Origin of the sequence: Fibrobacter sp. HC4 (assembly GCF_023373925.1) — a bacterium.
In the GTDB taxonomy this organism is placed as follows: Bacteria; Fibrobacterota; Fibrobacteria; order Fibrobacterales; family Fibrobacteraceae; genus Fibrobacter.
Window position 1 is genome coordinate 24,516 of sequence record NZ_JALCZV010000023.1, and the last position, 23,776, is coordinate 48,291.

The window sequence follows — 23,776 nt, forward strand, 5'->3', positions numbered from 1 at the left end:
TACAGTAGCAATATTGTACAGACTTTTTTTATTTTGTAGTCCGTGAAGAACCGGATTAAGCAAATTTTATTGGATACTCCCCATAAAGATGGAGACCGCCTCCCTTCTATCAGAGATGTGATGAAGCATTATAACACGTCTTCGGGTACGGTACAGTCCGCCCTGAAAGAACTGACGGAAGAAGGAAAAATCTGCAAAATTCAAGGAAAGGGGTGCTTCTGGGGAAAGGAACTGATCAGCCAGAATATACCCATGGTTCACGAAACTGTGGCCGAACGTCTGGCAAAAGCTTTTGACCGCGATTTCGAGCGCGGACTCCTCAAGCCGTCTAAGTCCCTCCCCCAGTCCAAGGAACTGGCCCTGCGTTACAACGTAGCCCAGAACACCTTGCGCAAATTCCTGGATGGAAAGGTTTCCCAGGGAGTCCTGAACAAGTCCGGCAGACAATATTTCTTTGCCCAAAACAGGGTTGTAAACGAAACTTCCCCCCTCAGCGAAGTGATTTTTGTAACTCGATGCAACAGTTGGGGCGGTTTTACGCCAGAAAGTGAACGCGAACTGGATTTTTTGCGTCTAGTATATAGAAAGGCCGGCGCAGAACGGTACAAGCTATCTTTATTAGGCATTAATGATGAAACAGGCAAGATCGTAGACCGTAGCGGAAAGGAACGCAGACTTTCAGACTATCCCAACGCTGTGGGAGCCGTCCTGTCCACTCTGCTGGTGCAGCGATTCCAGCCCCTGTTAAACTTTTTTGCCGACGCCAAGTATCCCGTGGCCGTCTGGTGGGAGCATCCCGAAGAAGCAGTCCCCAAAACATTCTTGCGAAAGTTGAACTGGACCTTCTTCAACTCCACCTTCGGAGAAAATCCCGGTCAGGAAACAGGCCGCTACCTGATGAGCCAGGGCGTCAAGGAAATCAACTACTTTTCGCCCTACCATAATAGTTCCTGGTCCAAGGATCGCCTTATGGGGCTGTTGACTTCGGGCCTGCAGGTACACCCCTACGCAGACGATGAATTTGCAAGTCCCTGGGACTATAAGGAAATTGCCAGAAAGAATGTGGAAAAGCATTCTGTCGAAACATACGCCCGCAACCTGGAAAAGGATAAACTGAAGTCTATGGCCCAGCGCGCAATCGCTGACCGCCAAGGCAAGCCGAACATTCCCTGGGTTTGCGTCAACGACGAAGTGGCCGGCATCTTTATCGAAATGAATGACGATGGCGACATCAAATTGGAACAGCCGGAATACGGTCCCGTTTTGGTGGGGTTCGACAATTCCATCGAAAGCTACCTATTGCGACTCCCCTCTTATGACTTCAATACCGAAGCGTTGGTAGAGCAGATTTTCTACAGCATCAGCAATCCGTCGGAATATTACGACAAAAAGAAAATCCACCACATTTTAGGAAATGTTGTTGAAAAATAGCGAAACAATTCCACAAAAACAAAGGCCCCCAAAAGGGGCCTTCATTTTTCAACAACATTTCCAATTACGAATTATTAAGTACGAACTACGAGAATAATAGTCGCGGAGAAGCCGCCTAACTAAGTCTCATAATTCATACATCGTAATTCATAATTGACTTTGATCTAGACAAAAACAAGTTTACTTGTTTTTGTTGACGATCAAAGTCTTAGCCTTGAAGGTCTTGCGGTCGATGACCTTGACCATCAGGGAAACCTTGTTGTCCTTGTCCAGGGCGTTCCAGTACTTCTTCAGGTTTTCTTCGGCGGTGTCGAAGATGGGCATCAGCTTCGGGGAACCTTCGAAGGAAGGAATGGGCTTGCCGTCAGTCACGTAGGTGCTGATGAAGTGGCCGAGACCCGGGAGAGCCTTTTCGAATTCGAAAGTAGCGCGTTCGCAGCCAGCGTCTTCGCAGTTGTTGCGAGACTTCAGGATGGAAAGCTTGTAGAGAGCCGGCTGGGCATTCTTGTAATGAATACCGGAGATACGCGGAGTGAAGTTGGGAGCGTCGTCTTCGTACTGACGGGTAGCCAGAGCGCTTTCGAAAGTGCCGCCCAGCTTGATGGCGTCATAGATAGTATCAGTCTGGTCACCGTTGGTGATGATCTGAACATCAGCAGTGTGGCGAGCCGGATAGTAGATGATGAGGTGCGGGTCGGTGAGCTTGGATTCATCGAAAGCCTTGGTCTTCATGAAGCCGGTCTTAGCTTCCATTTCGAAAACGCGGTTACGGCTGTTGACGCTGCGGCCCATGATCCAGTAAACCTGAACGAAGGACTTGCCATCGGGGCTGGTGCCGAGAACGATACCACGACCGGGATACGGATTCTTGGTGAGAGCCTTGAAGTTTTCTTTTGCTTCATCTGTATAAGACATATTGTACCTCAAATAAGGTTATAGGTTAAAGATTATAGTTTAAAGATTATAGCTACACGGCTTCGCCGTTCTTAATTATGCGCGAAGCGCCTAACCTCGCCTTTATCCTTTCTCCTATAACCTTTCATCTTTTAGGATTATAATTGTTCATCAGCACCATGGCGATGGTTACACACAACATAACAACACTACCAACTATGACCTGCTGTTTATGGTCGTACTCGCGTTTGACATAGCTAGGGTTCTCTTCGTTCAGTTCCTGCAAGGTCGGACCTTCCGCCAGCTTTGTACTATCAATACCATAGAGTTCGGCAATTTCAGCATCCGTCATATTTAGGGTATTGACATAGGCGGAATCATACTGGTCCAGCTTGTCGGCGGCAGACGAAACCGCCGGCGTCAGTGCGACGCAGGCGATTGCAAATGCGAATATTGCAAACACACGATTCAATGCCATAGCAACTTGCGAAGCAGAGCCTGCCCTGAGCATAGCGAAGGGTGGCGATTAGGCCGATTATTCCTGAGCCAGCTTGTCGAGAATTTCGTTCACCATGCCCGGGTTGGCCTTACCGCCGGACTTACGCATGGTCATACCCACCAGGAAGCCCTTCAGAGCCACCTTACCGGCCTTGAATTCTGCGAACTGGGCAGCGTTGGCAGCGCAAACTTCGCGAACAATAGCTTCGATAGCGCCAGTGTCAGCCACCTGGACCAGACCCTTTTCCTTAACGATGTCTGCAGGATCCTTGCCAGTTTCGAACATGTCGGCAAAGACGGTCTTTGCAATCTTACCGTTGATGGTCTTGTCTTCGATCAGGTTCACCAGAGCGCAGAGCTGTTCCGGCTTGATCTTCAGGTCAGCGAGGCCACCTTCCAGATCCTTCATCTTTGCCAGGAGTTCGGTAATGACCCAGTTAGCGAGAACCTTGCCGTTCTTGCAGTTCTTGGAAGCGGTATCGAACCAGTCGCTGATGTCGCGGTCGTCGGTCAAAACCTGTGCATCGTATTCAGACACGCCAAGATCATTCATGAAGCGGGCGCGACGTGCATCCGGCAGTTCCGGAAGGGTGCGGCGGATTTCTTCCACGAAGGCAGGATCGGTCACGAGACGGACCATATCCGGTTCCGGGAAGTACTTATAGTCGTGAGCGTCTTCCTTTGAGCGGATGACGATGGTCTTGTCGGCGTTGGGGTCGTAACGCTTGGTGCACTGTTCCACTTCCTTGCCTGCGTCGAGCGTTGCGGACTGCAAGTAGTATTCGGCGTTCAGAGCCTTTTCAAGGTTAGTGAAGCTGTTCAAATTCTTGATTTCTGCACGGGTGCCGAAAGGAGCGTCTTCGGAAGCGCGGAGGGAAATGTTACCGTCGCAGCGCATGTTGCCGTTTTCCATGTTAGCATTGGAAACGCGGGTGTATTCCAAAGTCTGCTTGATCTTCTTGAGAACGAGAACGGCTTCTTCCGGGCTACGGATGTCCGGTTCAGTCACGATTTCGCAAAGCGGAGTACCGCAGCGGTTTGCGTCGAAGTGAGAGTCGGTGGGGCTCATGTCATGGATCAGCTTACCGGCATCTTCTTCCATATGGATACGGGTAATGCCCACGCGCTTCTTGGTACCGTCGGCCTTGATGATTTCCAGCCAGCCGTTCTTGCAAATCGGGTGGTCGTACACCGGAAGACCACCAGTCTGGGTAATCTGATAGCCCTTAGGAAGGTCCGGATAGAAGTAGTTCTTACGAGTCCACATAGCGTTCAGGTCGATTTCGCAGTTGAGAGCGAGACCCAAGCGGATAGCGTATTCCACAGCCTGCTTGTTGGGAACCGGCATGGCACCGGGCATACCCAGGCAAACCGGGCAAACGTGCTTATTAGGAGTAGTGTTCACTTCAATTTCGCAACCGCAGAACATCTTCGTCTTGGTAGCGAGCTGGCAATGGATTTCGAGACCGATAACGGTAGAGTAGTTAGGCATATTAACTCCAGTAAATTTACAAGAGAAAATGTAGAAAAAAGCCACACTAACAAAGTGCGGCTCAATTCAAAATTACTCAATGGTGAAGTATGTATCGTAGTAGATAAAGGGGCGCTTCTTCTTTTTCTTGAACTTGCCCTTTCCACCGCCTTCCAATTCAGAGACCAGATCCTGGAGGCCGCCCATTTCAACCTTGTTGGGATCGTCTTCTTCTTCGGCTTCCTTGACCTTGAAGTAAGGGATTACCAGGTCGAAGTCATCCTTGTCTGCATCCTTTTCGAAGTTGAAGGAATATTCCGTTTCGGTGTTGCCATCCTTAACGCGCTTGGTAGAGATGTTGATGCTCATCAGGCGGGCATTGAGAGTCACTGCATCAAACTGAACAGTCATGTCCAGGGCGTATTCTTCCAGAGGCAAGGTGGTCTTAGAAAAGCAGAAGTCACCAACGCTGTTGAAAGCACCATCAATTTCGACACCGTACTTGATCAGGTCGCGGAGCATGCCGTGGGTTGCGCCGTATTCCATAGCCTTGAGGGTGAACTTAGACTTCACCATAAGCTGCTGCAGCTTCAGGGAATACTTGTCCAGACGAGACGTCAGGTTCATTTGCATCTTATATTCATTTGCCATATCGAGTCCTTCTTTTGTCGGGCGCAAATATAATTATAAAACTTCTTCCAGCGTTACCACGGGTATATCCGTAGAGTTCGCAAAGTTCACATTCTCGGTAAGGATGCAATCCGCTCCGTTCACGAATGCCGTGGCCAGTCGCAGGGAATCTTCTTCGGAAAGCTTGTGGTTTGTACGATTGGCAGATGCAAAAAGTTCTGCAGCCTTCACCGCGATTTCGCCATTCACGTCACAGAGTTTAACGTTCTGGGAATGTTCAAAGAACTCACGGTACTGGCGGGCAAGAACGCCCTCCCCTGCCACACAGGCCTTGCGGGAAAGTTCGAACAGGGTGACGCTAGAAGTCAGAATCGTGATGTTCTTTTCGTAAGCATAGTCCAGCACCGACGAAACGACAGGATAGAAGTCCGGATGCATCTGGAGCAGGCGGACAACTGCGCTTGTATCCAGAAATAGAATGCGGGACTGTTCTATAACCTTGTTCATAAAGTTAGAGTGTCTGACCTGCTGTAATTACTCGTAGATTTCCATCTGGGCGATGTCTTCACGCATGCCGGCACGAACCATCCTGAATCGTTCAGCCTTGGGGTAGAAGTACCAGATCCACCATTCACCGCTAATATCGGTGCGCTTGGTCTTGATGGCCACGGGCTTTTCACCCTTGAAGTAGTCGCGCTTGTGGGGAATCACGTGTTCGAAGGGACGATAGGTATGGACTTCTTCGCCAGCCTTACGTTCGATAAAGCCGTTGCCGCCCTTACTCCAGGTGATGGTCACCTTTCCGTTTTCATCCTTTTCTTCCTTGCAGGAATCAAAGCCGCTGTCGCACCACTTGAAGTACTTGTAGGTGAAAGCCTGTTCGGGCATGTTGAAGGTTTCGACCACGCGACGGATGCCCCTGAAGTCGTTGTATTCGCCTTCGAGAGTGTAGTTGCCCACGTTGTATTCGGAGCAGCCACGCTGAGCCACCTTCACTCGACGGTTGGCGATTGCCAGGTCAACGGTGCAGCCTTCTTCGCTATAGGTCATGCGACCCTGGCCGCCGGCTTCGCGCATTTCCACATTGCTGGCTTCCAGTTCGGCACGACCAGATTCGGGGCCATTCTGGATGATAAAGGTAAACTGTCTGGGGTTCGTAGGAGACTTCTTGAGGACAACGCGACCGGTTGCGGAGGCGTACTCGCCACTCAGGTCCTGGGCTGCCTGCTGGAAACGGGCCAGGTCGGCGCGCTTGACCCAGAGGGCACCATACTTACAATCGATGGGAACGAAACGGGGCGGTTCAGAGGGAGTTACCTTTTCATAATAGACCACCTTCTTCTTGACGGTCTTCATCTTGGGGCGTCCCTTCTTGTCTTTCTTGACATTGCCCTTCTTGTCCTTGACTTCCACCTTTTCCTTGACAATCTTGGTCTTTTTTACGGAATCCTGGGGAATGGGCAGTTCCTTGATCCAGTCATTAAGCTGGAGGGTTGCTGCGGGGGTACTTTCGTCTACGGTACCGCCAACCTTTTTATAAACGGACAGAGTTTCTTGTGAAAAACCGAATGCAACGGCAAAAAACAATGCAAAAATGATAGATCTCTTCAAAATTCACCTCTTTTGAAGCGTAAAGTTAGCCATTTTAAATGATAAATGAAAGTAAAAACCCCTAAGGAAAGTTTTTTTTACCATACTGCCAAAATTTTTTACTAAAATTTGAACGTGGAATTAGTGAAAGGAGTTCCCTCTATGAAGAAAATGTTTTTAGCCTCTTGCATCATGGCTGCAGCTGTCTTTGCTGCACCTGAAGCATCTGCACCCGCTGCAGCACCTGCTGCCGCTCCCGCCGCCGCAGCTCCCGCTGCCCAGCCTGCTGCCCCCGCTGCCGAAAAGGCCGCTCCTGCTGCTACTGAAGCAGCTGCTCCTGCCGCTGCTCCCGCCGCCGAAAAGGCAGCACCTGCAGCCGAAGTCGCCGCCCCTGCCGAAGCAGCTCCTGCTGAAGCCGCTGCTGCCCCCGCTGAAGAAGTGAAGGCTGCCGAAGCTCCCGCCGAAGCCGCTGCCGAACAGGCACCCGCCGCCGAAGCCGCTGCCGCTGAAGCACCCGCAGCAGAAGCTGTTGCCGCAGAAGAAGCCAAGGCCGAAGAAGTAAAGGCCGCCGAAGCTCCTGCCGCAGAACCTGCCGTCGAAGCAGCACCTGCAGCCGAAGTTGCAGCCGCTCCCGCTGCAGAACAGGCTCAGCCCAAGAAGAAGAAGCGTAAAAAGAAAAAGATGATCGAAAACGCAGTGATGTCTGTTAACCAGATCAACTTCGACATCAACGCTGACTTCGAATTGGAAGCAGGCAAGGTATTCTGGTCTTCCGAAAACGACAAGTATAGCGACAACCTGGAAACCTGGAACGGAGAAGCTAACTTTGCAGTCCTCGCTGAAACCGAAGACTTCAAGGGCAAGATCGGCCTCGCATTCTACCCCGGCGACCTGAAGTCCTCCGACGACAACATCGACAAGAAGGTCAAGAAGGAACAGATCCGTAACAGCTCCGCAGAAACTGCAGCAGCCGACTACTTCTCCCTGGACGAAGCATGGGCAATGCAGGGCACCGACTACTTCACCTTCAAGGTGGGTCGTTGGGACAACACTGACAAGAGCGGTGACTACTTCGGTGGCTACATCGATGGTTACGTAAACGGCTTCCTCTCCACTCAGGCTTCCGAAAACCAGTTGCAGTTCGGCTTCACCCCGACCGACAACATGGACCTGTACCTGTCTCTCATCAGCAAGTCTGAAAATCTAGACAGAGGCGACATCCGTGCTGCATTCAACTTCCACGGCCTCGAAGGTCTTGAAAAGCTGAAGGTTCAGCTGGCTTACCGCAGCACCTCTTCGACGCCATCTACGACGCCGATGCAGACATCAAGCACAACGTTTCCGCCAAGTTCAACCTGCCGGTTGTCTCCAACACCATGGACATCTTCGCTGAAGGCGCCCTCATGGACGTTTCCGACGACCTGGTTATCCCGGTTACCGGCGGTGTTACCTTCTACACCAAGGTTGTAGACCGCATCATCGTCGAAGCCGAATACGTTGCTGACCGTAACGAACACAAGGAATTCGGTGTTAGCGACAAGCAGAAGCATGTGAAGGACGTTCTCGGTGCAATCTACCTGGAAAAGGCATTCACCGACCGCTTCAGCCTCTCTGCTGGTTTCCACAGCTACGGTTCTACCAAGGACTACATGCTGTCTGGCAACCTGGTTGGCCGCATCAACTAATCACATTAGAGAATTTCTCTGAAAAAGTGTCTGGTTTAGCGCCAGGCACTTTTTTTATTCCCAAGGTTAAACGTTCCTTCCCACATATAAACCCAAACAAAAAAACGCCCGGCTTAAGCCGAGCGCTCGCAAAAAAAAATTTGACTTTAAATTAGAGACCCTTGCGATCCAGATCCATCATGAGAGACTGGAGGGAATCTTCGACGCTGGTGCGGAAGTCAGCAACACCCAGGCTGCAGCTAGCAACAACTTCGCTACCCTTGGCAATGCGAATGATAGTGAAACCACCTTCATTAGAAAAAGAAACAGACAGACCCTTATTCAGTGCCTTTTCCAGCAAATCACGCATTAGAAACTCCTTTTTTGAGGATTGATAAAACTTATAGCCCTAAATTAGGCTTTTTCGTTTGGAAAAACAACCCTTTTTTACAGAATTTGAGCAAAAAAAAAGGCATTTTTTAGACCTAGCAAGTCTATATTTTGACACATGTTCGATTTTCACCTCCATTTGTCACGACTCCCCCACTCCGCCGATGTGGCCAAAGCCCTCTTACAAGCCGATTGCGGATTCAACAACGTGGCTTGCGAGCCCTGGGAATGGGAAAAATCGATGGAACTGATGAAAATCACTGACGTTCAGCACGCCCAGTCCGCAACGAAATGGACACAAGCCTTCGGTGTACACCCCATGGCCGCCGCCCAAGTGAGCGAATCAGAAATGAACCGCCTAGAACAGATTCTCCGTAGCGGCGATTATGCCGTTGGCGAATGCGGGCTAGACAAGCGCTTTGAAGGATATGAGTCCGCAGGAGTTCAAGAGCTAATTTTTAAAAGACAGGTAAAGTGGGCGCAGGAATTAAACCGCCCCATTCAGGTTCACTGCGTCGGAGATTACAGCAGGATATTGAAAATGATCGCAGACGTGGAATGCTGCCAACGGGAAACCGCCCCGGTCCCTCAGGTCATTTTCCACCGCTTCGGCGGGGACGCTGGCATTATCAAGGCGACACTGCAACAGCTGGGTACACGGGCCCTCTTTTCGCTGCACGCCGACTCCTTCCGCAAAAAATCAACGGCAGCCGCAATGGGTCTAATCCCTCGGGAACAAGTCCGCTTTGAAACCGACGCCGACGAAAGTTTCTCACCGAACGACGCAAACACTCCAAACGGCGCAGACGTGCCACCCCGAAATGGCACAGACACCCCCAAAGGCGAATCAGCGTCGGATTGTTCCACCTCAGCCGCCGTTGCCTCCCGAATTCAGGAGTGCTTGGAGCGAATTCATGGGCTGTTTTCGCAGGTTTACTAACCAAACGGGTGCCAAATGGCCAATTAGGCAGTAAAATTTTAATTTGTATGTATCTTTTTTATGGGTAGCGAGTCTTGATTACGGACCAAACTCCTTTAAAATAGAGATTTAGTTAGTAAAATAAAACACAAATTATCCCGGAACGGATTTTTTTATGAAAAACTACTAACCAATTACACCAAAAAACGGAGTTTGGTTAGTAAAAATCGCAATTTCGGGGGCTCTCACGCCGTTAAACCGAAATTTTATCAAAAGCCTTGAACTGCTTCAAGGCGTTTTCCGCCAGCTCCGACGCCTTGCCGCGGCCAAGTTCAATCACCACCTGCAAGGGTGAACCGCCCATAATACGCATGGGGAACAACGCGTTGGCGTACATCTCGCTCAACACGCGGGGGCCAACCGGGGGCGATTCCACGAAGGTGGCCGCAAGCAGCCCCTTCTTCTGTTGCAAGCCCTGGATCTTCAGGCGGCCCGCATGCAGGCCAATTTCAGACACAAGCAAAAGCATCTTGGCCGCTTCGGGAACAGGGCCAAAACGGTCGTTCAGTTCCTGGCCAATGGCTTCCAGGTCGCTGGGCTTTGCCGCACGGGAAATCCTCTGGTACAGCGAAATTCGGGTAAGGCCATCCTGAATGTAGTCTTCGGGCAGGTAGGCGTCCACACCCAATTCCACGCGAGTCTGGATGGGCTTTTCCAGCGGACCGCCGCGGAGCATTTCTACCGCTTCCTTCACCAGGCGCACATAAGTTTCAAAGCCAACTTCGGCAATAAAGCCGTGCTGTTCCTGGCCAAGCAAGTTGCCCGCACCGCGGATTTCAAGGTCGCGCATAGCCAGCTGGTAGCCGCTGCCCAAGTCCGTAAACTGTTCCAGAGCCTTCAGGCGGCGCATGGATTCCGGAGAAATTTCATGTTTGGCGGGAATCACCAGCAAGGCCTTTGCAAGAACGCTACTGCGGCCCACTCGCCCACGCATCTGGTACAGCTGACTGATGCCAAAATGATGGGCGTTCATAATGATAATCGTATTGGCGTTAGGAACGTCCAGGCCCGACTCGATAATGCTTGTGCTTACGAGAACGTCAAACTTTCGAGACAGGAACGCGTCCATGGAATTTTCCAGATCGCGATCGTCCATCTGACCGTGAGCCACACCGATTACCGCATTAGGAACCAGTTCCTGAATTTCGTCGGCCAAATCGTAAATGTTCTGCACGCGGTCATTCACGATAAACACCTGACCGCCACGGGCCAGTTCGTCTGCAATGGCGTTCTTGATGACTTCATCGTCACGCTTCAGCAACTTGGTTTCAACAGGCAGGCGATTTACCGGCGGCGTATTGATCAAGGAAATATCGCGGACGCCGGTCATGCTCAAATGCAGGGAACGGGGAATGGGCGTGGCACTCATGCTCAAGGTGTCCACCGCCAGACGCATCTCGCGGAGTTTTTCCTTCTGCTTTACGCCAAACTTCTGTTCTTCGTCAATAATCAAAAGTCCCAAGTCGTGGAACTGATTCTTTTCAGAAAGCAAGGCGTGTGTTCCGATCAGAATATCCACCTTCCCTTCGGCCACCTGCTTGAAAATTTCCTTCTTTTCCTTGGTGGTCTTGTAGCGGTTCACCAAGGCGATGTTGGCGCCGAAACCCGCAAAACGATCCATGAAATTTTCATAATGCTGGGCCGCCAAAATGGTGGTGGGAACAAGAACGGCAACCTGCTTCTTGCTGGCGATACTCTTGCAGGCGGCGCGCATGGCCACCTCAGTTTTTCCAAAGCCAACGTCACCGCAAATCAGGCGGTCCATAGGCTTATGGCTTTCCATATCCCTCTTGATATCGGCGGTTGCCTTCACCTGGTCGGGTGTGGGATCGTATTCAAAGGCGTCTTCAAATTCACGCTGCAGACTATCATCAGGCGGGAACTCAAAACCATCGATCAGTTCGCGCTTGGCGTAAAGTTCCACCAGTTCGCGGGCAATCTGGATGACCTTCTGCTTGACACGCTTCTTGACATTTTCCCAGCTCTTGCCGCCCAGCTTATCTAGCTTCGGTTCGTTTTCGCCGTTATCGAGACGTTCAATTTTTTGAAGGTCCGCCACAGGGAATTTCAGCTTGTCGCCGCCGGCATATTCCAGCAAGGCGCAGTCCACCATGCCGCCGTTCACTTCTACACGGACAAGGCCCAAATAACGGCCAACCCCATGATCTTCGTGGGCTACGAAATCCCCGCGGTTCAGGGATTCCACCATTAACGCACCCGAAACAGAGCCAGCGATTTTCCTTTTGCGGACCTTATTGGAATGACGATTGAAAATTCGAGTTTCCGTCAAGAAGGCGACCTTGTCTTCTTCAAGCCAGAAACCTTCGGTCATATTGCCCAGGATATATTCTTCGATGGGGTAATTGCCAAAAACAAGACGCAAACGGTTTAGGCCCCCCTGGGTGGGGGCCACAACATAAACGGTGCCGCCCGCCGCAGTGAATTCCTCAATTTCACGTTCCACCTGTTCGGTTCCGTGAGATGAAAAATCCTGAGGCTTACAATGAAGATCGAACCAGTTGCCGTCATCCACCTTGACGCGGGTCATGTCCATGGAGGCGCGCCCCACAAAGCCGCGGGAAAGTTCGCCGATTTTGTAAATCAAATCGCTGGGAGCGCAGGCTTCTTCATCCACCAGACGCACTTCATGGTAGGCTGCCTCGTAAGCATAATAAGTCTTGGATGCCTGTTCCGAAAGCAGGGAAAGTTCCTCGAAAACCAGGGAGGCTCCCGGCAAGTAATCCAGCAGACTTCTTTCCAGACGTTCATAGCGACCGCGGTGCCACCAGAGCCCTTCCTGTTCGCCATTATAGCGAGACAGTTCCTTTTCGGGAACGGTAAATTCGCCCATGGGGTACAGCTGAACTTGTTTCATCTGCTCCACAGAACGCTGGCTGAAAATATCAAAACTTCTAATGGATTCGATTTCGTCGCCAAAGAATTCAATTCGGATCGGGTGCGGGTAAAGCAGGCAGTTTACGTCAACGATACAACCGCGAACCGAGAACTCCCCAACCCCGCTAACCACAGGCTGTTCCACAAAACCGTGGTCCATGAACCAGGGGCGAAGCGTAGACGGTTCAAGAACGTCACCCACCTTCAAATTCAGGCAGTTCTTCATCACGGCACCCGGACTGGGCAGGCGCATGATAAAGGAATCCAGGGGGCAAACCGTAATAAAGGGCGCCTCCCCATGATTGGAATTGTACTTATCTACGTCTCGAAAAAACTTTAGACGTTCTTCTAGGACACCCTCAAAAGGAACCTTCTTTTCGTAAGGCTTCAGGCCCACCGAAGGGAAGAATCGCACGAACTGCTCCCCCACCAGGCTTTCCAGATTTTCAACCCATGCCTCGGCACTTCGGTAATCCCTAGCCACCACAATAATGGGCTCCGGATTCTTCAAGTAACGAGTCGCCACCATCATGGCCGCAAGCGGAATCGTCGCTCCGTTTACGTGGATGGCCTCTCCCTTGACCTTGTGAAAAACGTTAAGGGTTTGCGAGTGGGCGAAGGTTAAAAATTCTGATAAGGATTCCATAATTCGGTGTAAAGATAGCTTTTTTAGCTTTACACCACAGCCTTGGATTTCCAGCGGCCGCTGCGCCAACGCCAAAGGTTTGCTATGGAACGGTAGAATTCATCGCAGGCAATGCCGAGCCATAAACCCACCAGCCCAAGGTCCAGAACAAAAGCCAGGAACAGTGCAGTCGGAGCCGCCAGGCCCCACATCATGCCGCTTCCCACAATGGCCGGGAACTTGGAATCACCGGAAGCCCGCAAGGACGTGGTTACGATAAAGTTCACCGCCTTGAAAGGCTGCACCGCCACATCGCACCAAAGGCAAAGGCATCCAAGCTTAATGACGTCGGGATTATCCGTAAAGAATCCGATTAGACGCTCCCCCATCAGGGCCATGCAAATGGACAGCACCAGACCGCTGACCACGCCAATGGCAAGGGTCTGATAGACCCTCTTGTTGGCCTTTTCAAAATCGTGGGCCCCCACCAGATGGGCTACCAGAATCTGGTTTCCGTGGCCAAGGCCACTGCCAAGAATCACAGAAAGGGCTGCGAAGTTTCCCGCAAAGACGCGGGCCGTCATGGCCGTCGTTCCCACATACACAACCATGGCGGTAATAAAAACCTGGAACAGCTGAAAGCTGATGGGTTCCGCAGCGGCAGGCAATCCAATTCGGATCCAGTCCGGCAAAATGGCGCGGGAACGTTTCAGGTCGCGACGGTGAGTCTGATGTTCCACCTTATACCGCAAAACGCACCACAAGATTCCAGAAGAAATCAACCAGGAAAGCGCGGTGGCCAGGGCGACGCCATACACGCCCATCTTCGGCAAGCCAAAACAACCTTCCAGGAAAATGTAGTTCATGACCGCATTGGAAATAATGGTCACTAAATTGCCTAGCAAATTCCAAATTGTCAACCCGTGGGTAGCAATAAGGGCCGTCAACGTCGACTGCGCAGACCTGAAAGCAAAACCGGCAGCCACCACAGAAAGGAACTGCTTGGCAAACTGGGCGGGAGCCTCTTCCAACCCCATCCACTTGGGAATGTACCCCGAAATGGGCCAAATGATCAAGCTGAGGGCAAATCCAAGAATCAGACTGCCCACCAACACCATGGACTGCGTCGAACGGGCGTGACTTTTCTGATTGGCCCCGATAAACTGCGATGCGATACTGGCACCGGATTGGGCCAGGGCATTGAGGGCCGTAAAAAGGGCGGCAAGAACAGGCATCATGGCGCCGACCCCAGCCGCAGCCGTTTCCGACGTTCGGGAAAGGAACCAGCTATCCATCAGGGGCTGGAGCATCCCAATGGCAAAAGTCAAAATGAGAGGCCACGAGAGGCTTATAAGGGAACGATCCTTGACTTCAACCTTTTTCATGGCGCGGATTTTAGAAATAAAGACGGCCAAAAACTAGATGGACATCAAATTAAATTGGTTCTACCAGTATACAGGAAAAAAACTCACTTTTGTGCAGTGTTCATATTGACAATTATCCATTTGAACACTATATTTATAAATGTAAAGTTCAAAAGCGAGGTTTATAATGGAAATGAACGATTCTATGCAGGGTAACGAAAGTTCCCGCAAGGAACTGACTTCCCGTCAGGAAGAAATCCTGGAATACATCAAGAAGTACTCCAAGGAAAACAAGATGCCGCCCACCGTGCGCGAAATCGGCAACCATTTTGAGATTTCTTCTACCAATGGCGTGCGTTCCATTCTCGCAGCCCTCATCAAGAAGGGTTACATCAGCCGTTCTCCCCGCCTGAGCCGCGGTATCGAAATCATCGGTTCCAACGATGACGAAAATAAGGAACTGGCACCCAGCAACACCATCGAAATTCCTATCGTGGGTCGAGTTGCAGCAGGTACCCCCATTCTCGCAGTGCAGAACCTGGAAGGTACTGTTACCATCGACCGCGATTTTCTGGCTTGCCGTACCGACGTCTTTGCACTCCGCGTCAAGGGCGATTCCATGATCAACGCAGGAATCTTTGATGGCGATTTGATCTTTGCACGTCAGCAGAAAACCGCAGACCGCGGCGAAATCATCGTAGCCCAGGTCGATAACGAAGCTACCGTCAAATATTACCACCCCAACGCAGACCACGTCGAGCTGCGCCCTGCAAACCCCAGCTACCGTCCCATCATCGTAAAGAAAGACAAGGACTTTGCCATTGCAGGCCGCGTCATCGGCGTTATGCGCAAGATTAGCTAACCTGCGATTTTTCAAACTCGCTTGCATTTATACAAAAAAAGGCGGACAAAAGTCCGTCTTTTTTTATACCCACACTTTTATAGCCATAAAGAAAGAACCACCGACGAAAGCCGGTGGATTCATTCATTAATCATCAAGATCGGCGAGATCGTCTTCGGCAGCCTTCAGATCGTCTGCGTCCGGTCCCATGATATCTTCATCTTCTTCATCAAGGGAGTCGCCCATGCCGCCCAGCTGGTATTCCACCTTGCGGGCTTCCTTGGACTGACCAAGCTTGAGGATGAATGCACATTCTTCGCAGTAACCGAGATGCTTATCGACCCAGAATTCCGGAGACACCAGGTTGCGGTTGCAACGGGTACACATCTGGGATGCAGCTTCGCGTTCGAAAGCCAGGTTCTGTTCTTCCAGTTCCTTAAGGATACGTTCAGTCAGTTCTTCCTGAGTTTCTTCAGCAAGAGAAGCCTTGTGACGGATAGCTGCAGTGGGCTTCATTTCGAGACTCTTCATTTCAGAAGACATCTTCTTCTTGTTGGAACGGTCTTCCTGTTCATCAATTTCGACGAACATGACAGACTTAGACAACTTCTTGACGCCTTCCAGCAAGACAGCATAGTCGTACTTGGAGTCAACCTTGGATTCAGCCTTGGGCTCAACCTTCACTTCCACTTTTTCTTCCTTGACTTCAACCTTTGCAGTCTTTGCATGAGCCTTTTCTTCGGCCTTGGGAGCTTCCTTCACGGCGGCCTTTGCAGTCTTTGCAGGAGCCTTTTCAGCAACCTTTTCTTCGGCCTTCGGAGTTTCCTTCGCTGCAGCCTTAGAAGCCTTGGTTTCCTTGGCACTTGCCTTGGAAGCCTTTGCAGGAGCGGATTCAGCAGCCTTGGCTGCGGCCTTTGCCTTGGCGGGAGCAGCCTTTTCGACCTTTTCAACCTTTTCGGCAGCCTTGGCAGCCGGTTTGGCAGCAGACTTAGAAGCAGTCTTGGAGGCAGTTTCCTTGGCAGCAGACTTTGCGGCCTTGGGAACTTCCTTTTCTACAGGCTTAGTTGCCGGTTTCTTGGCTGCACTGGCAGTGGCAGTCTTTTTTGCAGCCGGTTTCTTTTCGGCGGCCTTGGTTTCCTTCGTTGCAACTTTCTTAGAACTCATAGATTACTTCTTTTCTTCGATTTTAATGTTTAAAATTGGGTCGTTCGGTTCAATGCGGCAAACAATATCTTGCCCCTGAAGAACGCGGCCAAACACAGTATGCTTGCCATCCAGGTGGTGCTGCGGTGTCTGAGTAATAAAGAACTGAGATCCGTTGGTGTTGGGGCCACGGTTCGCCATAGAAATCACACCGGCATCATGAACCAGGCTGCTGATTTCATCGTCAATGGTATATCCAGGACCGCCGGTGCCATTTCCCTTAGGATCGCCACCCTGAATCATAAAACCGTTAATCACACGATGGAACAGAAGTCCATTGTAAAAACCGCTATTGGAAAGTTCAACAAAGTTTGCCACCGTATTCGGAGCAGCCTTAAAATCCAGTTCCACGACAATAGGACCTTCATGAGTAGAAATGGTCGCTACAATGGACTTGATTCCAGTATAATCCTTATTGAAGACCTTCCCTTTTTCGCCATCAGCAAATGTCAAGGAAAAAAGTCCACACAGACCAACACAAAAAACACATGCAAGTGCTAATTTCTTGAACAGTTTCATAGATTCCATCATGTAATCGTATACGAACGAGTTTTTGTCAATAAAAACTAATTGCCTGTAGAATATAGAATATATCGGTTCGGGGGAGGCTGAGCATTTTCTATATTTGGGCGAAATTAAGACGCTTTTAACGAAGTTCTCAACAACTGGAACCAATAGCTCACTATGGCTCATAACGACAATATCAGAAACTTCAGTATTATCGCCCACATCGACCACGGTAAATCCACCCTGGCCGACCGAATGATCGAACTGACCAAGACCGTTTCCAAGAACGAAATGATGAACCAGCTCCTGGACGACATGGACCTGGAACGCGAACGCGGTATCACCATCAAGGCCCACGCCATCCGCATGGTCTACGAACGTGACGGCAAGGAATACATTCTGAACATGATCGACACCCCGGGTCACGTGGACTTCACCTATGAAGTGAGCCGTTCCCTAGCCGCTTGCGAAGGAGCCATCCTGGTGGTGGACGCAAGCCAGGGCATCGAAGCCCAGACCCTCTCCAACCTGTACCTGGCCATCGAGAACAACCTGGAAGTGATTCCCGTGTTGAACAAGGTTGACTTGCCGGGTGCCCAGCCCGACCACTTCGCCCAGATGATCGGCGACCTGCTAGGCTACGATCCGGATAAGATTCCCCGCATTTCTGCAAAGACCGGCCTGAACGTAGAACAGGTCCTGGACAAGATCGTCGATGAAATTCCCGCCCCCACTGGCGAAAGCGATAAGCCCCTGAAGGCATTGATCTTTGACTCCGTGTACGATTCCTACCGCGGCGTGATCAACTACATCCGTATTGTAGAAGGCACCCTGAAGCCCGGCATGAAGATCCGCATGATGAAAACCGGCGGCGAATACATGGTGACCGAAGTAGGTACCTTCAGCATGCGTCGCGACCCCAAGCCGGAACTGACTGCAGGCATGGTAGGTTATGTGCTTGCCAACGTGAAGACCATTAGCGACGTGAAGATCGGCGACACCTTGACCGACGCAGCAAATCCTGCAACGGAGCCCCTGCCCGGCTACAAGGATATCCTCCCCATGATCTACTCCGGTATCTACCCCATCAATCCGGAAGATTACAAGGACCTGCGCGAAGCTCTTGAAAAGTTGCGCTTGAACGACTCCGCCCTCACCTGGGAACCGGAAACTTCCGAAGCCTTGGGCTTTGGTTTCCGCACTGGCTTCCTGGGACTCTTGCACATGGAAATCGTGCAGGAACGCCTGGACCGCGAATTCAACGTGGACATCATTACCACCGTCCCCAACGTGGAGTACCACGTTTACATGAGCGATGGCGAAATGATCAAGATCGAAAGCCCCAGCAAGCTCCCCGACGCCAGCCGCTACGACCACATCGAGGAACCTTACGTAAAGGCCCAGATCTTTACCCCCAAGGAATTCGTGGGCGCCCTCATGACCCTCTGCGACGAAAAGCGCGGCGAGTTCGAGACCATGGAATACCTGGACGAAACCAAGTGTATCTTGAAGTACAACCTGCCCCTGGCAGAAATCATGTTCGACTTCTATGACCGTCTGAAGTCCGTGAGCCGCGGTTACGCCGGCCTGGATTACGCCCCCATGGGTTACCGCCAGAACAACCTGGTGAAGCTGGACATCCTCCTGAACGGTGATCCGGTGGACGCCTTCTCCGTGATTATCCATCGCGACAAGGCCCACACTTACGCCAACGCCATCTGCGTCAAGCTGAAGGACCTTATTCCCCGTCAGCAGTTCGACGTGGCTATCCAGGGTGCCATCGGCGGAAAGATCATCAGCCGCAGCACCGTGAAGGCAGTGCGTAAGGACGTGCTTGCCAAGTGCTATGGCGGTGACATTACCCGTAAGCGCAAGCTCCTTGAAAAGCAGAAGGAAGGTAAGAAGCGCATGAAGAGCATCGGCTCTGTGGAAGTACCTCAGAAGGCATTCCTCGCAGTTCTTTCCCTCTCCGACAATTCCTCCGGCGGCAGCGAAGACTAATCGAGGCGGGGTTAAGAGTTGTCTAGACTAGACCGAAAAGTTAGGCGTTTGCAGAGGCGTAACAGCCAAAGCCACGCCTTCTTTTTGTTTTTCGTCCTGATAGCCATATTCGCGGCATCCATTTTTGCCCGATACTATGTAATCGATCCGGTGCAGATTCCCGACTCTTCCATGTTCCCTAAGTTCAAGGAACGCTCGGTTGTCTGGGTATGCAAGCTCCCCCAATGCGCATCATCTGCCAAGGAGCAGGATTACGTCCTGGCAAAGTTCTATAGCAACGAGTATATGATCCGCAGGATTATCGCCATGCCGGGCGATACAATCAGCATCTCGGACAAGGGTAAAGTCATTACGCCCCACCGCCACTTCAAATGGAAAGGCGAAGACGCATTCATCCAGACCCAATCCATCTACATTCCCAAAATCGGCGACACCCTCAGATTCGAACAACTGAACGAAGTAGAACAGGATTACCTGATTTCATACCTCCATAGCCTAGGCGAAAAAGTATTCGTCAAGACCACCTTGTGGCAAGGCGAAAGAGAAATCAATATTGACCGTGTCGGTGCAACCAAAATCGCAAACAGACAGGTCAGCCTAAAGGAAATTGACTTTCTGCCCTGGCAAGACCGTTACCTGATTGAACTCCAGATTAGACGGAGTGAACCCGGTAATTCACCAATCAAGTTAAAACGCAAACTATATAGAATAAAGCAAAAGGAACTGCCTCCTACAAATATCGCGGAACAAGACTCCCTGCAAGACTCTGTAGACATCTCCTTGACCCCACCAGGCGAAGTTGCAGTCCCAGAAATTGCCAAGGTCGATACGGCAAGCGACGAACCGCAGCCACCTCCCCCACCCGAAGAGACTGCGGAACCACTAGACGAAGTAATCATTACAAAGGACTGTTACTTCCTAGCCTGCGAAAAAGGATCCAACTGCCCCGACTCCCGTGAACTAGGTTACTTCTCTGCCGACCACATTGTGGGGCTCCACCTAAAGACCCCCGACAAGATAAAGGCGAAGTTCGTAGACCCGGCCCTCACCTACGTCAAAGCAGCAGAAGTCGTAGCCAGGGACATCTGGAGGATCGTAAAGGACTCCGCAGAAAAAGCCTACAACTTCGTGGTTGAAATCTTCAAGAGCGACGAGGCTGCCGAAAGCGAAAAGGATGATGAAAGCGAAGACGCTCCCAGCAAGAAGGTCAAGAAACCTCAGCCGACTAAGCCCCGAAAGTCAGCCATCAGACGCGAAGACATGGAGCCCTAACACGAAATCCTAATCGTAGGTTCCAATCGCAAAACCAAACGCGAAACTTCAAACACTAAACTTCAAACGGAATCATTCCGATAAAAAAGAAAGGCGGCCGGTAAAACCAGCCGTCTTTCTTTATAGTCCATTCGCTTTCGGAATTAGTCCAGAGTGTGAACCAGCAGACCGTCGCGGAGCTTGGGTTCGAACCAGGTGCTCTTGGGCGGCATGATTTCGCCAGCGTCGGCGATGTTCATGAGCTGATCCAGAGTGGTCGGATACATGGCAAATGCGCAAGCGCATTCACCGCTATCGACACGCTTCACCAGTTCGCCGAGACCACGGATACCACCGACGAAGTCGATATTCTTGGAGGTACGAGGATCATCAACGTCGAAGAGGGGCTTCAGGATGAGCTTCTGGAGGAGAGCCACGTCAAGGCTATCTACGGGGCCAAGGTTCTGGAGGTATTCAGCCTTGAAGGAGCAAGCATACCACTTGCCGCCCATGTAGAAGTTGACCTGGTTCTGCTTTGCGGGGCTCTGCATTTCAGCCAGCGGAGCAATGTCAAAGACCTTTTCCATTTCAGCCATGAGCTGTTCCGGAGTACGGCCGTTCAGAGACTTGAGAACGCGGTTGTAGTCCAAGATCTTCAGCTGGGTGCTGGGGAACAGGATAGCGAGATAGCGGTTGAATTCTTCGTCACCGGTGTAGGTGCCAGCCTTCTTGGCTTCTTCGGCACGGTAGCTAGCGGCGCGAGCGCCTGCAGCACTACGGTGGTGACCGTCGGCGATGTAGCTCACGGGAACAGCTTCGAAAGCCTTGCGGATAGCGGCGATCTTGGCGTCGTCTTCGATAACCCACACAGTGTGGCCAAAGCCATCAGCTTCGGTAACGAAGTCATAGGTGGGAGCAGTCTTGATTACGTCAGCCAGCAAAGCGAACTGACCTTCGTCGCGGTAGGTCAGGAACACCGGACCAGTGTTGGCGTTGGTGCCGAGAACGTGGCGGAGACGGTCTTCTTCCTTGTCTGCGCGGGTCAGTTCGTGCTTCTTGATGGTACCATTGAAATAGTCTTCTGCAGGAACGCAGCAAACCAGACCGTACTGTTCACGGCCGTTCATGGTCTGGCGATAAATGTAAAGGCAGTCCTTCTTGTCGTGAGCGATAACGCCATCGGCAATCATCTTGTCCAGGTTTTCGCGAGCGTGGGCATAGACCTTAGGATCGTATGCATCCAGGCTGTCGTCCAGTTCCAGTTCGGAACGGGTAACGCGGAGGTAGGAGTGAGGAAGGCCCTGAGCCATTTCCTTGGCTTCAGCGCGGTTCATCACGTCGTACGGGAGAGCGGAGATGTTCTTGGCTTCGGCCGGATCAACGGGGCGCAGAGCCTTGAACGGGTAGATGTGCATCATAGGTTTCTTTCCTTTGTTGCGTGTTTCTTTGATTAAAACTTCATCTTCGGCAATCAGATTGTGAATATAGCCCGTCTTGGCAGCAAGCCACTTCTTTTTGCGGTAGCCCACCACGAAGTAGGCGATAAAGAAGAAAATAAAGCCAGTAATGGTGGCAATAATTTCGATACCCACCAGGAAGGCGAAAAGGTGACCGGAAGCGTTGTGCCACAGGTTACCCATGATCGTACCGAAATTGCTCCAGGAGACCTGTTCGAATTCCTTGAGGAAGTCAAAACTGATGGCTTCGGGCTGCACAATGGCACAGCCAAGAGCATAACCTGCCGGATAGAAAAAACCGAACTGAGTGACCGGGTTAGCCACAAAATCTGCGATGACACCGGGAACCTTGGGCAACTTGAACAAGGCGCAAGTAGCCACAGTCATAATGATGGCAACGCCAAAGGTGGGACTCACACCAATAAACACACCCACAAATACAGACCAGGCCACTTCCAGAGCATCGTGACGCCTCGGGAACATTCTATTGTAATAAATGCGGCTAAGGCGCTTATACTTGGATTCCTGACGTCTTTTGGGGATTCTATCTAAAACACTCATATGGTTTGCAAAGATAGCAATTTTTCTACATTTTCAATCATGAAACATCTGATATCGCAAGAAGGTTTTGACAAGTTCAAGGCGGAATGGGAACATTTGAAGTTCGTGGAACGCCCCGCCATGATCAACCAGGTCCAGGCAGCCGCTGCCGAAGGTGACCGTAGCGAAAATGCAGCCTACACTTATGGCCGTATGCGAGTCCGCGAAATCGACCGCCGCCTCCGCGAACTGGATCGAATCCTGGACGGTGCCCAGGTGGTTGCCGCCCCCGCCTCTGACGACGGCTCCATCAGATTCGGCGCTACCGTCAAGATGAAAGATATCAAGACCAAGCGCGAACGCATCTACAGCATCGTAGGCGAAAAGGAAATCAACCCGCTGGAAGGCAAGATCAGTATGAAGTCTCCCGTCGGCGAAGCCCTCATGGGAAAGAAGCAAGGCGAACAAGTGCAAGTACAGGCCCCCAAAGGCCTAATCACCTACGAAATCGTGGAAGTAAGTTATTAAGTATTGAGGCCGGTCGCTTCGCGCCCTCTGAGGTTCGATGCGGAAACCCCTCAAACCTCAAAGCATCCGAAGGATGCGCCCTCTCACCTCAAAGCGGCAACGCCGCGACCTCGTACCTGTTATGTTTATCGATTCTCATTGCCATTTGGATGCTTACGAGGAATATTCTGGCGAAACGCTGGATGCACTTTTTGCCCGCCTGCAGGCCGCAACGGATGCCGCACGCTTAAATTCAACCAGCACCGCCGCCTTCCCCATTCCCGACCTCAGTAGCCAAAAAAGCTGGAGCAGCTCCAAGTCCAACACGCCCGACCCTAACATACGCATGCCCGAAGCATTCATCCACGTGGCCTGCGACCCCAAGGATCTTGACAAAGGCGTCGAGCTTATCGAAAAATACAGTTTCGTATACGGCGCATTCGGAATCCACCCGGAATACGTCAGCGTCACCACTCCCGACGACGAAGCCCGCATTGCAGGCCTCCTGAAGCACCCCAAGTGCGTCGCCTGTGGCGAAATCGGCCTCGACTACCATTACGGCGCCGACAAAAAAATCGACCAGTGCAAACTTTTTGAACGTCAGCTGTCTATCGGCATAGACTCCGGCAAGCCCCTGGTATTCCACCTCCGCGAAGCCGACGAAGACGCCCTGGCCATTCTCCGTAACGCAAACCTGCACGACCGCAACATCCACGTACATTGCTTTACGGGTTCTCCCGAATTCGTCGAAGAACTTCTGTCCCTAGACGCAAACGTGTTCATCGGATTTACCGGGATCGTCACCTTCAAGAGTGCCCAGAACGTCCGTGACGCCGCCATGCTGGTCCCCTACAACCAGATCCTGCTAGAAACAGATTCCCCCTACATGGCCCCCGTGCCCCACCGCGGAAAAACCTGCCATTCCGGATTCATTCCCTACACCGCCCAGATGCTTTCGGACATCAAAAAAATACCTGTAGATGAACTCTACAGGCAATGTCGCGAAAATACTCGCCAGTGTTACGGAATCTAGGCTGA

Annotated in this window: 21 protein-coding genes; 9 read left to right on the forward strand and 12 right to left on the reverse strand. The window is 51.4% G+C overall.

The genetic code is table 11. The annotated features are described in order from the left end of the window. The first annotated feature begins 42 nt into the window (after window positions 1-42). Window positions 43-1,431 (forward strand): GntR family transcriptional regulator, encoded by a 1,389-nt coding sequence (locus MMG03_RS13440; RefSeq protein ID WP_073161313.1) that lies wholly within the window; start codon window positions 43-45, stop codon window positions 1,429-1,431. A 180-nt stretch (window positions 1,432-1,611) separates the two neighbouring features. Here MMG03_RS13440 and MMG03_RS13445 read toward each other — a convergent pair whose 3' ends face one another. The 6 genes from MMG03_RS13445 to MMG03_RS13470 all read right to left on the reverse strand — a co-directional run bounded on the left by MMG03_RS13445 (window position 1,612) and on the right by MMG03_RS13470 (window position 6,535). Next, window positions 1,612-2,346, reverse strand: a complete 735-nt coding sequence (locus MMG03_RS13445; protein WP_073161312.1) for an IMP cyclohydrolase — start codon at window positions 2,344-2,346, stop codon at window positions 1,612-1,614. A 124-nt stretch (window positions 2,347-2,470) separates the two neighbouring features. Then, window positions 2,471-2,788, reverse strand: a complete 318-nt coding sequence (locus MMG03_RS13450; protein ID WP_249506506.1) for a hypothetical protein — start codon at window positions 2,786-2,788, stop codon at window positions 2,471-2,473. A gap of 72 nt (window positions 2,789-2,860) precedes the next feature. After that, a complete protein-coding gene (gene gatB, locus MMG03_RS13455; RefSeq protein WP_073161310.1) occupies window positions 2,861-4,315 on the reverse strand; it encodes an Asp-tRNA(Asn)/Glu-tRNA(Gln) amidotransferase subunit GatB in 1,455 nt (484 codons plus the stop codon). Between the two features lie 72 nt (window positions 4,316-4,387). After that, window positions 4,388-4,945 carry a hypothetical protein gene (locus MMG03_RS13460; protein ID WP_073161309.1) on the reverse strand — a complete coding sequence of 186 codons (558 nt, stop codon included), beginning with the start codon at window positions 4,943-4,945 and terminating at the stop codon, window positions 4,388-4,390. Between the two features lie 33 nt (window positions 4,946-4,978). Further along, the gene (locus tag MMG03_RS13465) at window positions 4,979-5,431 is read right to left on the reverse strand and encodes a PIN domain-containing protein (protein WP_073161308.1); all 453 of its coding nucleotides are present in this window, start codon (window positions 5,429-5,431) and stop codon (window positions 4,979-4,981) included. Window positions 5,432-5,458: 27 nt separating this feature from the next. Further along, complete coding sequence (locus MMG03_RS13470; protein WP_073161307.1) at window positions 5,459-6,535, reverse strand: hypothetical protein; 1,077 nt, start codon at window positions 6,533-6,535, stop codon at window positions 5,459-5,461. Window positions 6,536-6,676: 141 nt separating this feature from the next. On the opposite strand from MMG03_RS13470, the gene MMG03_RS13475 reads away from it, so the two are divergent. Next, window positions 6,677-7,984 (forward strand): hypothetical protein, encoded by a 1,308-nt coding sequence (locus MMG03_RS13475; protein ID WP_249506507.1) that lies wholly within the window; start codon window positions 6,677-6,679, stop codon window positions 7,982-7,984. Next, window positions 7,918-8,199: a hypothetical protein gene (locus tag MMG03_RS13480; RefSeq protein WP_249506508.1), complete on the forward strand. Its 282-nt coding sequence runs from the start codon at window positions 7,918-7,920 to the stop codon at window positions 8,197-8,199. The genes MMG03_RS13475 and MMG03_RS13480 overlap by 67 nt, the downstream gene beginning before the upstream one ends. A 151-nt stretch (window positions 8,200-8,350) precedes the next feature. Here MMG03_RS13480 and MMG03_RS13485 read toward each other — a convergent pair whose 3' ends face one another. Further along, window positions 8,351-8,548, reverse strand: coding sequence for a hypothetical protein (locus tag MMG03_RS13485; RefSeq protein ID WP_073161305.1), 198 nt, complete (start codon window positions 8,546-8,548; stop codon window positions 8,351-8,353). A 138-nt stretch (window positions 8,549-8,686) separates the two neighbouring features. Here MMG03_RS13485 and MMG03_RS13490 point away from each other — a divergent pair, with 138 nt between their 5' ends. Next, window positions 8,687-9,508, forward strand: coding sequence for a TatD family hydrolase (locus MMG03_RS13490; RefSeq protein WP_073236193.1), 822 nt, complete (start codon window positions 8,687-8,689; stop codon window positions 9,506-9,508). A 232-nt stretch (window positions 9,509-9,740) separates the two neighbouring features. Here the strand turns inward: MMG03_RS13490 and mfd are convergent, their stop codons facing one another. Continuing rightward, window positions 9,741-13,088 carry a transcription-repair coupling factor gene (gene mfd, locus MMG03_RS13495; protein ID WP_249506509.1) on the reverse strand — a complete coding sequence of 1,116 codons (3,348 nt, stop codon included), beginning with the start codon at window positions 13,086-13,088 and terminating at the stop codon, window positions 9,741-9,743. A 29-nt stretch (window positions 13,089-13,117) separates the two neighbouring features. Then, window positions 13,118-14,452 (reverse strand): MATE family efflux transporter, encoded by a 1,335-nt coding sequence (locus tag MMG03_RS13500; protein ID WP_249506510.1) that lies wholly within the window; start codon window positions 14,450-14,452, stop codon window positions 13,118-13,120. A gap of 166 nt (window positions 14,453-14,618) precedes the next feature. Here MMG03_RS13500 and lexA point away from each other — a divergent pair, with 166 nt between their 5' ends. Then, the gene (gene lexA / locus MMG03_RS13505) at window positions 14,619-15,293 is read left to right on the forward strand and encodes a transcriptional repressor LexA (protein WP_199173986.1); all 675 of its coding nucleotides are present in this window, start codon (window positions 14,619-14,621) and stop codon (window positions 15,291-15,293) included. Window positions 15,294-15,419: 126 nt separating this feature from the next. Here lexA and MMG03_RS13510 read toward each other — a convergent pair whose 3' ends face one another. Both MMG03_RS13510 and MMG03_RS13515 read right to left on the reverse strand, forming a co-directional pair. Continuing rightward, window positions 15,420-16,436 (reverse strand): hypothetical protein, encoded by a 1,017-nt coding sequence (locus MMG03_RS13510; protein WP_073161303.1) that lies wholly within the window; start codon window positions 16,434-16,436, stop codon window positions 15,420-15,422. A 3-nt stretch (window positions 16,437-16,439) separates the two neighbouring features. Further along, window positions 16,440-16,928, reverse strand: a complete 489-nt coding sequence (locus MMG03_RS13515) for a peptidylprolyl isomerase (protein WP_263859330.1) — start codon at window positions 16,926-16,928, stop codon at window positions 16,440-16,442. A 231-nt stretch (window positions 16,929-17,159) separates the two neighbouring features. On the opposite strand from MMG03_RS13515, the gene lepA reads away from it, so the two are divergent. Next, window positions 17,160-18,983: a translation elongation factor 4 gene (gene lepA, locus MMG03_RS13520; protein ID WP_073161302.1), complete on the forward strand. Its 1,824-nt coding sequence runs from the start codon at window positions 17,160-17,162 to the stop codon at window positions 18,981-18,983. A 48-nt stretch (window positions 18,984-19,031) separates the two neighbouring features. After that, the gene (gene lepB / locus MMG03_RS13525; protein ID WP_158535504.1) at window positions 19,032-20,255 is read left to right on the forward strand and encodes a signal peptidase I; all 1,224 of its coding nucleotides are present in this window, start codon (window positions 19,032-19,034) and stop codon (window positions 20,253-20,255) included. 143 nt (window positions 20,256-20,398) lie between these two features. Here lepB and MMG03_RS13530 read toward each other — a convergent pair whose 3' ends face one another. Then, window positions 20,399-22,252: a DUF1015 family protein gene (locus MMG03_RS13530; protein WP_249506511.1), complete on the reverse strand. Its 1,854-nt coding sequence runs from the start codon at window positions 22,250-22,252 to the stop codon at window positions 20,399-20,401. A 39-nt stretch (window positions 22,253-22,291) separates the two neighbouring features. Between MMG03_RS13530 and greA the strand changes: the two genes are divergently transcribed. After that, a complete protein-coding gene (gene greA / locus MMG03_RS13535; protein ID WP_073161331.1) occupies window positions 22,292-22,759 on the forward strand; it encodes a transcription elongation factor GreA in 468 nt (155 codons plus the stop codon). Between the two features lie 121 nt (window positions 22,760-22,880). Then, window positions 22,881-23,771 carry a TatD family hydrolase gene (locus MMG03_RS13540; protein ID WP_073161299.1) on the forward strand — a complete coding sequence of 297 codons (891 nt, stop codon included), beginning with the start codon at window positions 22,881-22,883 and terminating at the stop codon, window positions 23,769-23,771. Window positions 23,772-23,776: the final 5 nt, after the last annotated feature.

Coding starts and splice junctions, on each gene's coding strand:
- MMG03_RS13445 (WP_073161312.1), bottom strand. CDS start 2,346: ATGTCTTATACAGATGAAGCAAAAGAAAACTTCAAGGCTCTCACCAAG.
- gatB (WP_073161310.1), bottom strand. CDS start 4,315: ATGCCTAACTACTCTACCGTTATCGGTCTCGAAATCCATTGCCAGCTC.
- MMG03_RS13460 (WP_073161309.1), bottom strand. CDS start 4,945: ATGGCAAATGAATATAAGATGCAAATGAACCTGACGTCTCGTCTGGAC.
- MMG03_RS13465 (WP_073161308.1), bottom strand. CDS start 5,431: ATGAACAAGGTTATAGAACAGTCCCGCATTCTATTTCTGGATACAAGC.
- MMG03_RS13475 (WP_249506507.1), top strand. CDS start 6,677: ATGAAGAAAATGTTTTTAGCCTCTTGCATCATGGCTGCAGCTGTCTTT.
- MMG03_RS13480 (WP_249506508.1), top strand. CDS start 7,918: ATGGACGTTTCCGACGACCTGGTTATCCCGGTTACCGGCGGTGTTACC.
- MMG03_RS13485 (WP_073161305.1), bottom strand. CDS start 8,548: ATGCGTGATTTGCTGGAAAAGGCACTGAATAAGGGTCTGTCTGTTTCT.
- MMG03_RS13490 (WP_073236193.1), top strand. CDS start 8,687: ATGTTCGATTTTCACCTCCATTTGTCACGACTCCCCCACTCCGCCGAT.
- mfd (WP_249506509.1), bottom strand. CDS start 13,088: ATGGAATCCTTATCAGAATTTTTAACCTTCGCCCACTCGCAAACCCTT.
- MMG03_RS13500 (WP_249506510.1), bottom strand. CDS start 14,452: ATGAAAAAGGTTGAAGTCAAGGATCGTTCCCTTATAAGCCTCTCGTGG.
- lexA (WP_199173986.1), top strand. CDS start 14,619: ATGGAAATGAACGATTCTATGCAGGGTAACGAAAGTTCCCGCAAGGAA.
- MMG03_RS13510 (WP_073161303.1), bottom strand. CDS start 16,436: ATGAGTTCTAAGAAAGTTGCAACGAAGGAAACCAAGGCCGCCGAAAAG.
- lepA (WP_073161302.1), top strand. CDS start 17,160: ATGGCTCATAACGACAATATCAGAAACTTCAGTATTATCGCCCACATC.
- MMG03_RS13530 (WP_249506511.1), bottom strand. CDS start 22,252: ATGAGTGTTTTAGATAGAATCCCCAAAAGACGTCAGGAATCCAAGTAT.
- greA (WP_073161331.1), top strand. CDS start 22,292: ATGAAACATCTGATATCGCAAGAAGGTTTTGACAAGTTCAAGGCGGAA.
- MMG03_RS13540 (WP_073161299.1), top strand. CDS start 22,881: ATGTTTATCGATTCTCATTGCCATTTGGATGCTTACGAGGAATATTCT.